14 protein-coding genes are annotated in these 13,284 nt (G+C 67.3%); 5 read left to right on the top strand and 9 right to left on the bottom strand.

Features of this window, described 5'->3' with window-relative positions; translation table 11 throughout:
• Nucleotides 1–48: 48 nt before the first annotated feature.
• From EAF64_RS11400 to EAF64_RS11385, 4 genes are all read right to left on the bottom strand, one after another.
• Entirely contained in the window at nucleotides 49–819 is a 771-nt protein-coding gene (locus tag EAF64_RS11400; RefSeq protein WP_129069101.1) for a hypothetical protein, read from the bottom strand.
• An 85-nt stretch (nucleotides 820–904) separates the two neighbouring features.
• Nucleotides 905–1,546: an AIR carboxylase family protein gene (locus EAF64_RS11395; protein ID WP_129069100.1), complete on the bottom strand. Its 642-nt coding sequence runs from the start codon at nucleotides 1,544–1,546 to the stop codon at nucleotides 905–907.
• Nucleotides 1,543–2,691, bottom strand: a complete 1,149-nt coding sequence (locus EAF64_RS11390) for a 5-(carboxyamino)imidazole ribonucleotide synthase (protein WP_129069099.1) — start codon at nucleotides 2,689–2,691, stop codon at nucleotides 1,543–1,545. Before EAF64_RS11390 ends, EAF64_RS11395 begins: the two co-directional genes overlap by 4 nt.
• A gap of 61 nt (nucleotides 2,692–2,752) precedes the next feature.
• The gene (locus EAF64_RS11385; RefSeq protein ID WP_129069098.1) at nucleotides 2,753–4,627 is read right to left on the bottom strand and encodes a flippase activity-associated protein Agl23; all 1,875 of its coding nucleotides are present in this window, start codon (nucleotides 4,625–4,627) and stop codon (nucleotides 2,753–2,755) included.
• Nucleotides 4,628–4,751: 124 nt separating this feature from the next.
• On the opposite strand from EAF64_RS11385, the gene ribH reads away from it, so the two are divergent.
• Together ribH and EAF64_RS11375 are read left to right on the top strand one after the other, a co-directional pair.
• Nucleotides 4,752–5,153: a 6,7-dimethyl-8-ribityllumazine synthase gene (gene ribH, locus EAF64_RS11380; RefSeq protein WP_129069097.1), complete on the top strand. Its 402-nt coding sequence runs from the start codon at nucleotides 4,752–4,754 to the stop codon at nucleotides 5,151–5,153.
• Complete coding sequence (locus tag EAF64_RS11375) at nucleotides 5,150–6,298, top strand: pyridoxal phosphate-dependent aminotransferase (RefSeq protein ID WP_129069096.1); 1,149 nt, start codon at nucleotides 5,150–5,152, stop codon at nucleotides 6,296–6,298. The genes ribH and EAF64_RS11375 overlap by 4 nt, the downstream gene beginning before the upstream one ends.
• Before the next feature lie 29 nt (nucleotides 6,299–6,327).
• Here EAF64_RS11375 and EAF64_RS11370 read toward each other — a convergent pair whose 3' ends face one another.
• Complete coding sequence (locus tag EAF64_RS11370; RefSeq protein WP_129069095.1) at nucleotides 6,328–6,768, bottom strand: PIN domain-containing protein; 441 nt, start codon at nucleotides 6,766–6,768, stop codon at nucleotides 6,328–6,330.
• Nucleotides 6,765–7,034 carry an AbrB/MazE/SpoVT family DNA-binding domain-containing protein gene (locus EAF64_RS11365; protein ID WP_129069094.1) on the bottom strand — a complete coding sequence of 90 codons (270 nt, stop codon included), beginning with the start codon at nucleotides 7,032–7,034 and terminating at the stop codon, nucleotides 6,765–6,767. Before EAF64_RS11365 ends, EAF64_RS11370 begins: the two co-directional genes overlap by 4 nt.
• A 107-nt stretch (nucleotides 7,035–7,141) precedes the next feature.
• On the opposite strand from EAF64_RS11365, the gene EAF64_RS11360 reads away from it, so the two are divergent.
• Nucleotides 7,142–7,522 carry a pyridoxamine 5'-phosphate oxidase family protein gene (locus EAF64_RS11360; protein ID WP_129069093.1) on the top strand — a complete coding sequence of 127 codons (381 nt, stop codon included), beginning with the start codon at nucleotides 7,142–7,144 and terminating at the stop codon, nucleotides 7,520–7,522.
• Nucleotides 7,523–7,525: 3 nt separating this feature from the next.
• On the opposite strand, the gene EAF64_RS11355 is transcribed toward EAF64_RS11360, so the two are convergent.
• Complete coding sequence (locus EAF64_RS11355; protein WP_129069092.1) at nucleotides 7,526–7,957, bottom strand: adenylyltransferase/cytidyltransferase family protein; 432 nt, start codon at nucleotides 7,955–7,957, stop codon at nucleotides 7,526–7,528.
• Entirely contained in the window at nucleotides 7,954–8,460 is a 507-nt protein-coding gene (locus tag EAF64_RS11350; protein WP_129069091.1) for a Mov34/MPN/PAD-1 family protein, read from the bottom strand. The genes EAF64_RS11355 and EAF64_RS11350 overlap by 4 nt, the downstream gene beginning before the upstream one ends.
• A gap of 104 nt (nucleotides 8,461–8,564) precedes the next feature.
• Between EAF64_RS11350 and EAF64_RS11345 the strand changes: the two genes are divergently transcribed.
• Nucleotides 8,565–10,469 (top strand): DHH family phosphoesterase, encoded by a 1,905-nt coding sequence (locus tag EAF64_RS11345; protein WP_129069090.1) that lies wholly within the window; start codon nucleotides 8,565–8,567, stop codon nucleotides 10,467–10,469.
• A gap of 145 nt (nucleotides 10,470–10,614) precedes the next feature.
• A complete protein-coding gene (locus EAF64_RS11340) occupies nucleotides 10,615–11,475 on the top strand; it encodes a hypothetical protein (RefSeq protein WP_129069089.1) in 861 nt (286 codons plus the stop codon).
• Between the two features lie 4 nt (nucleotides 11,476–11,479).
• On the opposite strand, the gene EAF64_RS11335 is transcribed toward EAF64_RS11340, so the two are convergent.
• Nucleotides 11,480–13,186 (bottom strand): phospholipase D-like domain-containing protein, encoded by a 1,707-nt coding sequence (locus tag EAF64_RS11335; protein ID WP_227738949.1) that lies wholly within the window; start codon nucleotides 13,184–13,186, stop codon nucleotides 11,480–11,482.
• Nucleotides 13,187–13,284: the final 98 nt, after the last annotated feature.

The raw sequence follows: 13,284 nt of genomic DNA, 5'->3' as shown, positions 1-13,284 counted from the left end.
AGTTGTATTGAATGATCACCGAGGTGGAAAGAAGCGGCCGGGAACCACTCACGGACGGTCGTAGTCGACCAGCACGAACGAACTCGTCCGGGTAGTCGTCTCCGTCCCGCCGTCGCCGGTGGTCCGCGTCTGGAGTTCGAAGGTTCCGGACAGCGCGAACGGCCAGTCCTCGTTCACGCACCCACTGATCGTCTGGTTCCCGCCCGTGGCTTCGATGTCGTGACACTGGGTCCCCGAAACCTGCGAGGTGCCGGTCACGCGCACGTCGATCTGCCGGGGGGTCTGCTGCTGGAGTCCACCGGTCTCGAACTCGCTGCTCGACACCGTCCAGGAGTTCCCCTCAGAGAGCTCTTGACCCTGCACGAGCAGTTGCGGGATCTGCATCAGCACGAAGGTAAACGCCTGGGCGTTCTGACTGGAGCTATTGAAGATATCTCCCTGCGGGCCCGTGAGCGTCGACGTCTGGGTCTGACCGCCGAAACTGCTCGTGAGTTCGGCCGTTACCTGCCCGTCGCTCACGTCCGTGACCGTCCAGGAGTATTCACTGTTGCTCCCCTGGGCTGCCTCGCTCTCGTACGTGTAGGACTCGCCTTCCTGCCACTGGTAGTTCACCACCGGGATGTCCGCCTCGCCTTCTACGCTGGCCGTCGTTTCGGCACCGGCCGTCATTTCGGGAGCGTCCGTCGGCTCGTCGTCCGTCGGTTCGTCGTCCGGAGCCGCCGTCGTTGCCGGGCCGCCACCGCCCGAACAGCCTGACAGAACCATCGTCACGGCCAACAGTATCGCGACGACGACCTGTCGGTTGCCAATGCTAGGCATACCCGGGCTTTGTCGGAATGGTTGAAAAGTCTATGGGATCAGTCAGTCCGAAGTCACCGGACGCAGTTCGACCGCCCGCGGGCGATCACTCGTCCCGGGTTTCGAACGCTGGCGTCCCGAGTTCGTGCAGATCGCGCGAGACCTCGGCCACGCCGTCCTGCAGTCCCTCGTGGTACTCGACCAGCCGGTCGCGCAGCGCGCCGTGCTGGCGCGCGAGGTACTGGACCGCCGACAGTGCGGCGTTGAACGACTTCCCTGCGTCGACGGCGGTCAACGGTGCACCCTGTGGCATCCCGATCACCGAGTCGACCGACTTCTCCTGGACCGGAACGCCGATCACCGGCAGGGGATAGGCGATCGAGGCGGTCATGTTCGGCAGGTCCGCCGACTTCCCGCCGGCACCCGCGATGACCACGTCCAGCCCGCGGTCTTCCGCCGTCTCCGCGTACGCGTACATCAATCCGGGTGTCCGGTGGGCCGAGACGACGAAGGTCTCGAACGTGAACCGCGCCTCGGGTGGATCCTCGTAGCTCGTCTGCTCCGCGAAGCCCAGTTCCTCGGTCAGGACGTCGTAGGCTCCGGGCCTGCCCGACTCGGAGCCGGCCATCACGTCCAGATCCGAGTCCGAACCCATGACGATCCCGATCTCGGGCGTGTCCTCGGTCGGTCTGTCGCGCCGTGCTTCTTCGCGCAGTTCCTCGATCAGTGTGTCGACGTTGTCGCTCATTCGAAGCTGAGTTGCTCACGTAGTTGTCGTGCCGATGCCAGTAGCTCGTCGGTCCCCTCGCCGTCGGCCGTCAGCGTCACGTGGCCCGTCTTCCGGAGCGGGTACACCTCTCGTTTCCCGTACCAGTGGAGGTGCGCGCGGTCACGCTCGAAGACCGCCTCCTCGCCCGTGAGTCGCGCGTCACGGCTACTCTCGCCGTCACCGAGGATGTTGAACGAGACGGTGGGGTCGCGTCGTTCGGTCGACCCGAGCGGGCGGCCCGTCACGGCCCGGACGTGTTGCTCGAACTGGGAGGTGTGACAGCCCTCGATGGTCCAGTGGCCGGAGTTGTGCGGCCGCGGGGCGATCTCGTTCAGCAGGATCTCCTCGCCCGTGTCGAACAACTCGATGCCGTAGACACCGCGACCCTCCATCTCGGCCAGCACGTCGCGGGCGACCGCGCGGGCGGCGTCGATCCGCTCGTCGGGCGCTCGTGGGGGGGAGACGGATTCACGGAGGATCTCTTCTTCGTGGATCGTCTCGGTGACGGGGAAAGTGTCTGTCTCGCCCGCACCCTGACAGCCCATCACCGCCAGTTCGCGCTCGAAGGGGACGAACGCCTCGATCATCGCCGGGCCGGCGATCTCGTCCATGGCCGACTCCACGTCCTCGCGCGTCTCGACGAGAACGTTGCCGCGTCCGTCGTAGCCGCCCTGTCGCGCCTTGAGCATCGCGGGTGTCCCGAGGTCGTCCAGTGCCCCCTGCAGGTCCTCGGCCGAGTCGACCTGCCGGAACTCCGGTACCGGAATCCCCGCGTCCTGGAGCCGTTCCTTCTGGACGAGTTTGTCCTGGATCGTCCGGAGGGTCTCCGGTGTGGGGTGGACCGGGACGCCGGTCTCCTCGCTGACTGCTTCGAGCAGGTCGGGGTCGGCCAACTCGATCTCGAAGGTGAGGTAGTCGGATCGTTCGGCGAGGGCCCGCAGCGTGTCGGGGTCGTCGAAGTCGCCGACGACCTGGTCGCGGACGACCGGCGCGGCCGGCGCGTCCGGCGTCGGGTCCGAGACGACGAGCTCCACCCCGAGCGGCGCCGCGGCTTCGCCGAGCATCCGGCCGAGCTGGCCACCCCCGACGACGCCGAGGGTCGGGCCTGGCGACGTGAGTGTCATCGACCGGCGCTTCCCCGGGCACGCGCTTAAGGATTGCCAACCCGGGAGCCAGCGGCCGCGATCACTCCGGTGGCGTCGCCGACGCGTTCACCTCGCCGACGTAGTCCGGGTGGACGAGGAAGACGGTCTCGGTCCCGTAGGTCCGGAGTTCGTACGTCGCACTCCAGTACTCCGGGAACTGCGCGCGGGCCTGTGCCTCCTCGTTGGTCCGGTCGTCCTCGTCGCCTTCGTCGTGCGCGCGAACGATGACGATCGGTGGTTCGGACTCGGCTGCGTCGTCGAGTTCGAAGGAACTGTCGGCACAGCTCACGTTCGCCCCGCTCCTGTCGAAGTACCACGGGAGCGGCAGCGCGTTGAACCAGTCTGCGCACGCGGGGGCGAGCGTGATGCCCCGCTCCTCCCTGGGTGCCAGTTCCGAGTCCCGCGGGTAGCCGTCGTAGACGAAGTCGGTCGTGGCGTTGGTCCCGCCGTCGACGAAGAAGTCACCGTACAGCAACACGTCGGTCCCCTCGTTGGCGGCGGCGGCCATCTCCATGCTGTCCAGCGCCGGCCGCACGTCGTCGCCCGGCTGTGCGTACTGGACGAGTGCGTTCTCGCCCTCCTGAGCCTGTGGAGCGAGGTACACGCCGTAGACGCCCATGCCGACGACGAAACTGACGGCGACGATCACCACGACCGCGGCCGCACCCATCCCGACCGGATCGTCCTCGACGAGCGCGTCCCGTCCCCACCGGAGAACGAGTCCCAAACCGACCGCCGCGGGGATCGCCAGCGGCACCACCGCGTGGAGCGCCGCCCACGGGGCCTGGATGTCGGTCACGATGGGATAGCCCAGCACGGAGACGAACCCGCAGTAGAACGAGAAGGCCACGAGGTCACGGGGTCGCTCGCCGGCGTACCGGTCGACGACGAACCCGATCACCGCGAAGACGACGAGCGCGAGCGCACCGTACCCGAGCGTCTCGGCGAGGTCGCCGAGGTAGGGGATGTACGCGTGGTCGCTCATTCCGCCGTCGACCCACAGGCCGTAGAACTCCTTCCACGCGCCGACGGTCGCGCGGTCCACGACGGTGAGGAACATCCCGAGGTCGCCCTGGCCGACGGCGTTGTACAGGCCCACGTCGCCCGGGTCGCCGTCCCGGGGAGCGTAAAAGAAGACGATGATCGCGACGAACTCCAGGGCCGCGAGCAGGATCCAGTGGACCCACTCCCAGACGCCGTAGCCGACACTGAGGACTCGATCCTTGAGAATCGTCGTCCACGCGCGCTCCCCTCCGCGGGCGAGGAACAGCCGGTGGTCCAGCAGGAGGACCAGCGCGCCGATCCAGGTGACCGGGTAGATCAGCGCGTTCTCCTTGGCGGTCAAGGCGAGCGCGACGCCCGCGACGCCCAGGAACAGGTAGCGTGCCTGCCGGAAGTCGATCAGGCGGACGAAGGCGACCACCGCCCCGAACATGAAGAACGCGACGATGGGATCGCCCCGCATGAACCGCGAGTAGTACAGCAGGAGCGGGTTGGCGGTCAGGAAGAGCGCCAGCAGGGCGACCTCGACATCGCGCAGGCGGTGTCGGAGGCCCAGCGCAGCTAGAGGCGTCAGGCCGCCGAGCAGGGCCACGATGGCCCGCATCCAGAAGTCGCTCGCGCCGAACACGCTGAACAGGACGCCGTTGACGTGGTGGTAGAAGGGGCCGTGAATGATCGCGCGATACGCGTAATCGCCGGTGTGGACGTACTGGAGGATCCACCACCCGACGCGTCCCTCGTCCCAGTGGGCGATCCGCTCGCCGAGGAACAGGAAACGAGCGAACAGCGCGAATGCGGCGATGGCTGCGACGACCAGCACGAGGCGGTCGACGCCGAACCACGTGGGGAGGGCGGACTCGGACCGGTGGGCGGCGGATTCAGTCGCGGAATCGTCGTCCTCGACCGTTGCCATTGTCGGTCCAGTCTGTCCGGGGATTTAGAACCCTTCTGGTTGCAAACGAATACTGTGCCCCGGCGGACACGTCTCTCGACCGCCGAACGGTATTTCTTTAGGTCGCGGTTGCTATCGGCACCACATGGTACGGCTCGGACTGGTGGTCGCGGAGTTCAACCGCGACGTCACCGAGGAGATGGAGGCGGCGGCCGAGGCACGCGCCGAGGAACTGGACGTGGAGATCGTCGAGACCGTCCACGTCCCCGGCGCGTACGACTCGCCGCTGGCCGCCGACCGGCTGGCACGCCGGGACGACGTGGACGCTGTGACAGTCGTCGGCGCGATCAAGTCCGGCGACACCGACCACGACCAGGTGATCGGCAACGCCATGGCCCAGGGGCTGACCGACGTGAGCCTCGACCGGGACACGCCCGTGACGCTCGGCGTCACCGGCCCCGGCATGAGCATGGACGAAGCCCGCGCCCGCACCGACTACGGTGCCGCCGCACTGGACGGAGCCGTCGACCTCGTGGAGAAACTATGAACATGGACTTCGCATCCCGCGTACAGCGAGTGGAACCGAGCGCGACCCTTGCCATCAGCAACCTCGCCGCCGAACTCGAAGCCGACGGCGTCGACGTCGTCGATCTCTCGGTCGGCGAACCCGACTTCGATACCCCCCAGAACGTCAAAGACGCCGCCGAGGACGCTCTAGAAGCCGGGGAGACGGGTTACACGCCCTCGAACGGCATCCCCGAACTGAAAGAGGCCATCGCCGCGAAGCTGGCCGACGACGGCCTCGATCACGACACGGACGAGATCATCGTCACCCCCGGCGGCAAGCAGGCCCTCTTCGAGATCTTCATGTCCCTCATCGACGACGGGGACGAAGTCTGCCTGCTCGACCCCGCGTGGGTCTCCTACGAGGCCATGGTCAAGATGGCCGGCGGGAGTCTCGCCCGCGTCGACCTCTCGCCCCACGACTTCCAGCTCGAACCCGCGCTGGACGCTCTCGGCGAGGCCGTCTCGGACGACACCGAGATCCTGGTCGTGAACTCCCCGTCGAACCCGACCGGAGCCGTGTACTCCGACGCCGCCCTCGAAGGCGTCCGGGACCTGGCCGTCGAACACGACATCACCGTGATCTCCGACGAGATCTACAAGGAGATCACCTACGGCGTCGACCAGACCAGCCTCGGTGCCATCGACGGCATGGCCGATCGGACGGTCACGCTCAACGGCTTCTCGAAGGCCTACGCGATGACCGGCTGGCGGCTGGGCTACTTCGCCGGCCCGGAAGAACTGATCGATCAGGCCGGGAAACTCCACAGCCACTCCGTCTCGTGTGCCGTGAACTTCGTCCAGCATGCGGGTGTCGAAGCCCTCGAGAACACGGACGAGGCCGTCGTGGAGATGCGCGACGCCTTCGAGGAACGCCGCGACATGCTCGCGGACCTGTTCGCCGACCACGGCGTCGACGTGCCCGTCGGCGACGGCGCCTTCTACATGATGCTCCCCGTCGACGACGACGACCAGGCCTGGTGTGAGGGTGCCATCGAGGACGCCCACGTCGCCACCGTCCCCGGCAGCGCCTTCGGGACGCCCGGTTACGCGCGGCTGTCCTACGCCGCGAGCAAGGAGCGCCTGCAGGAAGGTGTCGAGCGCCTGGCCGAGCACGGCTACCTGTAATCGCGCTCACTGCTCTCGGCTCCGATCTCTCAGGCTGGATCGTCGCGAAACCGTTCGAAGAGGTGTTCGAAACCGTCCGTAGTCTCGAACACGTCGTAGCCGTCGTCGGCTCCGACGAGGAGTGTCACATCCTCGCTCCCGTTCTCGTCGAGTGCCAGTGCGGCAGCGATGGCGTACGCGTCTCCGATCGCGGGACTGTACGTGGCCTTCAGACCCGACGCGCTCGTCCAGAGACTGTCGATCCCATACTCCGAGACTCCCTGATCCTGCAGTGTGTCGATGTGGGCGTCTGCCCCCTCTGCCGACGCTTTCCGGCTCGCGACGTACCGAAACTCCGCAAGGTTGAGCGTCGTCACGTACCCGTCGATTTCGGCGTCGTAGACTCGATCCAGCCACCGCTCGACCACGTCAGCACCCGGTTCGTCGAAAGCGAACGCCAACAGTGGCTCGGCGTCGAAAACGACCGTCATTCTTCGGGCTGGTCGACCAGCTCTTCGTCCCGCTCTGCCCGGAGGAGATCCGTCGCTGCCCTGTCGTCGGCGGCTTCGGAGACGAGTTCACCCCGTATCTCGGCCGGACGCTGGACCGGGCGAATAACGACCTCGCCGTCCTCGTTCTCGACGAACCGAACTCGTCCCGGCGTGTCGATCTGCAGTTTCTCGCGGAACTCCTTGGGAATCGTCGCCTGCCCCTTGCTGGTGACCGTGACGGTCCGCCCGTTCTCGGCGTCGGACATGTGTAATACTCGAATCTGGTATTACTTCAACTTTAGTAATACTCGAGATTGTAGAGTGTCGGTTGTTCCGGAACCAGATTCAGGTGGTTGCACGTCGAATCGGACGTATGGCCACCGTTCCCGACGAGGCCGAAGACCTGCTCACCAGCGAACCGCTCGTCGCCCACCTCGCGACCTGCCGGGACGGCCGGCCCCACGCCGCGCCGATCTGGTACATCTACCGCAACGGGCTGATCGAAATCGCGACGACCGGCACGAAACTGGAAAACATCCGCTACAACCCCGCCGTTACCCTCTCGATCCAGAAGGACGAGGACGGCGACCCCAAGTGGGGCATGACCGTCCGCGGGACGGCCGACGTCGTCACGTCCGAGAGCGAGCGGATCAATCACCGACTCAACGAGAAGTACGGGGCCGACGAGGACGCCTGGAAAGAGAATACGGGCGTCCGGATCGAGGTGGGGTCGGTCGACTACTGGACGTACTAAGCGTCAATCACAGCGCTCCCGGCAGATCCGGTCGATGATCTTGCCGGTCGAGAGGAGTTCGTCGTCGTGGACTTCCTCGCGACCGGACGCGCGTTCGACCCGGCAGTCGAGGCCGGCCTCCTCGAGCGCGCCGGCGAGTTTCTCCTCGTCGTGGTGCTGGTCGTAACCCAGCGCGATTACGTCCGGGTCGATCTCGCGGATCGGCACGAAGAAGTCTTCGGGGTGGCCGACGTGGGCCTCGGTCACCGCCGCCAGCGCCGCCACCATGTCCCGGCGCTGGCGGTTCGAGAGGACGGGTTGTTCCTTGTGGGTGACGTTCTCCCGGCGGGCGACGATGACGTGGAGTTCGTCGCCCATCCCGGCGGCCTCCTCGAGGTAGTGGACGTGGCCGGGATGCAGGATGTCGAAGGTACCTTGGGCGACGACGGTCGTCATCGCACGCCTCCGTCGAACTCCTCGTCGCGCAACTCGGCGTCGATGTCTGCCTGGGTGAAGTCGAAGAACTCCTCCTCGGGGAGGTCGATGTCGAGCACGTCGAGTTTCCGCGGGTTCCCCTCCTGGTCGAAGGCTTTCCAGTCGGTCTGCCCGTAGGGCGCGCCGACGATGATGTGGACCGTCCCCTTGTTGAACGTCGCGAGGTCGGCGTCGCTCGGGCGGAGGACGCCGTTGGGGTGTGAGTGAACCGACCCGGCCGCGCGCATGTCGTTTGGAATCATGTTCGTCTTGACGGTGGCGCTGACGGGGTTGGACTCGGTGCCTGGGATCACGAGCACGTCGGTGATGACGGTCCCCTCTCGGTCCAGGCCGACTTTCTGGGCGCGTTCGCCCCGGAGCAGCCCCATGTACTCGTTGGGATGTGCGTCCTCGGAGGCTTCCAGCGCGAACTCGAGAGCGTCCTCGGCGATCCCGAGGATTTCGCCCGACCGGAACAGCCGCATACCCTATTCTCGGGCCGGTCGCCTTCTAAGCGTTCCGGAACCTGCGGCGTCGACTCGTCAGCGTTTCCAAAGGTTAAAACACGCGAGCGCCGAACCTCAGTCAAATGTCTCCACAGACTCCCGATGACGGGGCGGAGGTCTCCGCCGACGGGGTTCCTACGGTTTACAACCTCGCTGACGGCTGTTCGCTCGACGACGTGGAACGCGGCCAGTACTACCAGGCGACGGTCAACGGCGTCGTGGCCTACGGCGTGTTCGTCGACCTCACCGACGGGCTCTCCGGACTCGTCCACGAGTCGAACCTGCTGGGCACCTACGACGTGGGCGACGAGTTGCTCGTCGAACTCTCCGAAGTCCGTGAGGACGGCGACGTGAGCTTCGAGGAAGTCGAACTCGCCGATTACGAGACCGAACGGGTCGACGCCGGCGAGTCGGTCGCCGTCGCCGATCTCGAAGACACCGTCGGATCGACGGTCACGCTGGAGGGGGAAGTCGTACAGATCAAACAGACCGGCGGCCCGACCATCTTCCACGTGCGCGACGAGTCCGGTGTCGTCCCCTGTGCCGCCTTCGAGGAAGCCGGCGTGCGTGCCTACCCACAGGTCGAACTCGACGACGTGATCCGGCTCACCGGTCGCGTGGAGATGCGCGAGGCGGCCGTCCAGATCGAGGTCGACAGTCTGGAGCGCTACGAGGGCGAAGCCGCCGAGGACGCCCGGGAACGACTGGCCGACGCGCTCGACGACTACGCCGAGCCCAACGCCGTCGAACCGATGGTCGAGTGGGGGGCCTTCGAGAAACTCCGACCCGACCTCGAACGGGTCGCTCGTCGACTCCGCGAAGCCGTTCTGGAAGGGCGGCCGATCCGGATGCGCCACCACGCCGACGGTGACGGGCTCTGTGCGTCCGTTCCCCTCCAGCTGGCCCTGGAGCGGTTCATCAGCGAGCACCACCACGATCCCGACGCGCCGCGGCACCTGCTCAAGCGCCTCCCGAGCAAAGCGCCCTTCTACGAGATGGAGGACGTGACCCGCGACCTCAACTTCGCGCTGGAGAATCGCACGCGCCACGGGCAGAAGCTCCCGCTCCTGTTGATGCTGGACAACGGGTCGACCGAAGAGGACACGCCGGCCTACCGGAACCTCGCGCACTACGACGTGCCGATCGTCGTCGTCGACCACCACCACCCCGATCCCGACGCCGTCGGCCCGCTGGTCGACGAACACGTCAACCCGTACCTCCACGACGAGGACTACCGGATCACGACCGGCATGATGTCGGTCGAACTCGCGCGGATGATCGACCCGTCGCTCACCGACGAGCTCGGTCACGTGCCCGCGGTGGCCGGCCTCGCGGACCGCTCGCAGGCCGAGGTGATGGACGAGTTCGTCGAACTCGCCGCGGAGAAGGGGTACTCCGAGGCCGACCTCCGGGACGTGGGCGAAGCACTGGACTACGCGACCTTCTGGTTGAAGTACAACGACGGGCGGGAACTCATCAACGACGCGCTGAACGTCGCCTGTGACGACCGGGAACGGCACGAGGAACTCGTCGAGTTCCTCGCCTCCCGGGCCGAACGCGACGTGGACAAACAGCTCGACGCCGCCACGAGCCACGTCGAACACGAGCGTCTGGACAACGACGCCCACCTCTACCGGATCGACGTGGAGAACTACGCCCACCGGTTCACCTACCCCGCGCCGGGGAAGACCACCGGCGAGATCCACGGCCGGAAAGTCGAGGAGACGGGCGATCCCGTCATCACCATCGGCTACGGTCCGGACTTCGCCGTCCTCCGGTCCGACGGCGTCCGGCTTGACATCCCGGAGATGGTCGAGGAACTCGTCGACGAGATCGACGGCGGCGGCGTCTCCGGCGGCGGCCACCTCGTCGTCGGCTCGATCAAGTTCGTCGAGGGCATGCGCGAGGACGTCATCTCGGCGCTGGTCGAGAAGATGGCCGACGCGGAACTCGACGAGGACCTCGCCGCGACGCTGCCCGACGAGTAGTCGGCACCGACGAAGCGTCGGATCTCTGATTGGGCAGGGCTTACTCGTTTTCACGCGCGCTCGCTAATCGACCGAGAGCGGTTTGGTCCGGCTTATCCCGGCTACGCGACCCATAACGAAGCGTGGCCGGACGGAACCGACGGCCATGAGCGACCGCGAGCACGACACCGAGACGGACTTATCAAAAAAAGAGCGACTCATCAACGCCTGGATCGCCGTCGGCCCCGACGGGAAGACGACGGTCGTGAGCGACCTCACGGGATCCTCGCGGGGGTACGCGTCGGATCTCCGGCGGGCCATGGACAGCGACGACGAGGAAGAAGACCTCCCCTTCGAGGAGATCGCCACCGCATACGTCCCCGAACTCGTCGACCAGTATCGCTCCGAACTCGCGGACGACGACATCGACGGCCAGTGGGACTTCGCCGACCGTCTGGAACAGGCTGAGTCCGGTCGCACTGCGGAAGAACCAGCGCCCCCCGAACCGGCGACGGGCAAACCGGTCCCCCGGTCCCGCACCGGACCCGTTGACACGTCACATCAGTCGGAGCCGTCTCCGCCGACCGGTGGCCAGCCACCGGCGGCCGGCCGGGGTGTCCAATCCCAGCCACCCCAGCAGCCTCCCCAGCAGCCACCCCAGCAGCGACCCCAGCAGCCACCGGGACCTCCGGGGTCGGGCGTACCGTCGACACAGCCGAGCACCCCCTCCCAGCCCGGCGGCCAGGGCCGCGCACCGCCGGCACAGCCACCCACTGGGAGCCAGACGGGGACCGGCCAACCGCAACCGGCCCCTGCTCCGTCGGCCCAGCCGGCGGCCGCCGGGTTCCACGACCGACTCGCCGAACTGGACCGGCGACTGCTCACTCAACAACAGCAGGCGACGGCCGAACTGAACTCGTTCCCGCAGGGCTCGCAGGCCCACGCCCTCGCGATCTCGAAGTACAACCTCGTCGTCGACCTGCGCGAGTCGCTCCGGCAACTGGCGACCGTCGTACCTGGGCCCTGATTTCCTATCGCGAATAACGGTTTACGGATCCCGGCTCGATCACGCCGCCCTCCCCGAATTCGAACCGTCGTGCGACCAGTAGGGCCCCCAGCGTGGCCAGCACGACCGCCAACACCAGCCCGGCCGGGAGCCGCCAGTCGCCACCCTGCCAGTCTGCCCGGAACACGCCGATGAAGTAGCCGGCGACGCCCTCGCCCGCGATCAGGATGGCAACCTCGCGGTTCGCGCGCGCAGAGTGGTTGTTCCAGTTGAGCGAGCCGACCAGCACCTGGTCGTCGTCGACGATTACGCCCTTGGCGTGAATCTTTTCGAACCGGCCGTTCGGGTCCGCGAGCCGGGCCGACAGTGACAGGTCTTCGCGGGCCGCCCGCTCGTTCAGCCACTCGACCAGCTCTCGGTTCTCCTCCTCGACGTACCAGGCACCGCTGAGCAGGATCTGCACGTCGACGCCTCGACGTGCCGCCGCGAGGGTCGCCCGCAGGAACGGCTGGCGACGGCTGCCGATCGAGACCTGTTCGATGCGGATGGTCCGGTCCGCGTTCCGGAGCAGGCGGCGGACGCGACGCTCGGCGTTGTCCGGAGCGCGCAGTAACTCGATGCGTTCGGGGTCGAAGCGCCGTGGAGCGACGCGCTTCGGAAACGTCCCGTTCGCCGGCGGCCCGTCCGCCGGCTCGAAGCGTCTCTCCACCCGATACCGACGCCAGGCCCGCGCGTCGAGTCCGCTCGCGTCCGCCCGGAACGTCGCCGCCAGCGCCGTGACGATCCGCTCCGAACCGACGATCACACCCCACCCACGGCTGGCGTGGCCACCGGTGCCGGCTGGCTTCCAGTTCTCGGTGGTGACCAGCGCTCGCCCGTCGACGACGGCGTACTTGGCGTGATGGAAGGCGTACCGCGCGGGGTCGCCCGATAGGACGGTGACCTCCACGCCGCGTTCGGCGAGAGTGTCGAGTGTCCGTGCCGACCGCTGCGTCAGGCCACCGACCGGACTGCCGTCGACGAGGACACGGACTCTGACACCGCGGCGGCTGGCGGCGACCAGTGCCCGCCGGACCCGCACCGACGTGAGCGTGTAGCCCGCCAGCAGGATCCGCTCGTCCGCTCCGGCGAGCGTCTCGGCCGGGACCGCCGCGCCGTCGGGGAAGACGAACGCGCGCGTGGATTCGCCCGTAGCGGCCACGACCGGGAAGTCCGTCGCCCCGATCGGTCGCCAGCGGATACCCTCGCGCCCCGGTGTGGCGACCTCGCCTTCCGGGGCGTCCGCGTACCGGATCGTCTCGACCGGGTCGCCGCCGCGCGCGAGCGTCACGCGGTCGCCGCCGTTCGCGAGCGCCAACCCCTGGTCGAGCGTCAGGATTCGGGCGTCCGTCCGGTCGCGCGTCAGGTTCGGTGCGGTCGTGAGCGCGATTTGGCCCTCGACGGTGCGGTTCGGGAGTGCGACCCGAGCCTCGCCGTCCGTCAGTGTGTAGTTTTCCAGCGGCGTCGGTGCCGTGACGTTCAGGATCACGAACTCGCCGGCATCTCCCTCGGGGACCGGATTGGGGTAGACGGCAGTGAGCGTGACGGACCGCGTATCGTTGCTGAGCTGTACCGGAGCGACGCCGGCCACCCGTTCCGGCCCGTCTGCTAGACCGGCGGCTGGCGTTACGAGGAGGCCGAATCCGGCCGCCAGGAGCGCGAACGCGGCGACGAGGGCTCCGAATCGGGGCACGCTCGCGGGTGGTTCCGGCCTGGATGATAAACCCTCGGCCGCGATATCGATTCACCCACTCGTCGGCGCGACTCCTGCCCGGCGGTTCGGCGAGCGAC

It is taken from the genome of Halorientalis pallida (genome assembly GCF_004118325.1).
GTDB classification, from domain to species: Archaea; Halobacteriota; Halobacteria; order Halobacteriales; family Haloarculaceae; genus Halorientalis; species Halorientalis pallida.
The sequence above is the reverse complement of the archived record's forward strand: the minus strand, read 5'-3'. Positions and strand labels throughout refer to the sequence as shown.

Bases quoted from the DNA above. Each gene is read 5' to 3' on its own strand.
- EAF64_RS11400 (WP_129069101.1), bottom strand. From the start codon at position 819: ATGCCTAGCATTGGCAACCGACAGGTCGTCGTCGCGATACTGTTGGCC.
- EAF64_RS11395 (WP_129069100.1), bottom strand. From the start codon at position 1,546: ATGAGCGACAACGTCGACACACTGATCGAGGAACTGCGCGAAGAAGCA.
- EAF64_RS11390 (WP_129069099.1), bottom strand. From the start codon at position 2,691: ATGACACTCACGTCGCCAGGCCCGACCCTCGGCGTCGTCGGGGGTGGC.
- EAF64_RS11385 (WP_129069098.1), bottom strand. From the start codon at position 4,627: ATGGCAACGGTCGAGGACGACGATTCCGCGACTGAATCCGCCGCCCAC.
- ribH (WP_129069097.1), top strand. From the start codon at position 4,752: ATGGTACGGCTCGGACTGGTGGTCGCGGAGTTCAACCGCGACGTCACC.
- EAF64_RS11375 (WP_129069096.1), top strand. From the start codon at position 5,150: ATGAACATGGACTTCGCATCCCGCGTACAGCGAGTGGAACCGAGCGCG.
- EAF64_RS11370 (WP_129069095.1), bottom strand. From the start codon at position 6,768: ATGACGGTCGTTTTCGACGCCGAGCCACTGTTGGCGTTCGCTTTCGAC.
- EAF64_RS11365 (WP_129069094.1), bottom strand. From the start codon at position 7,034: ATGTCCGACGCCGAGAACGGGCGGACCGTCACGGTCACCAGCAAGGGG.
- EAF64_RS11360 (WP_129069093.1), top strand. From the start codon at position 7,142: ATGGCCACCGTTCCCGACGAGGCCGAAGACCTGCTCACCAGCGAACCG.
- EAF64_RS11355 (WP_129069092.1), bottom strand. From the start codon at position 7,957: ATGACGACCGTCGTCGCCCAAGGTACCTTCGACATCCTGCATCCCGGC.
- EAF64_RS11350 (WP_129069091.1), bottom strand. From the start codon at position 8,460: ATGCGGCTGTTCCGGTCGGGCGAAATCCTCGGGATCGCCGAGGACGCT.
- EAF64_RS11345 (WP_129069090.1), top strand. From the start codon at position 8,565: ATGTCTCCACAGACTCCCGATGACGGGGCGGAGGTCTCCGCCGACGGG.
- EAF64_RS11340 (WP_129069089.1), top strand. From the start codon at position 10,615: ATGAGCGACCGCGAGCACGACACCGAGACGGACTTATCAAAAAAAGAG.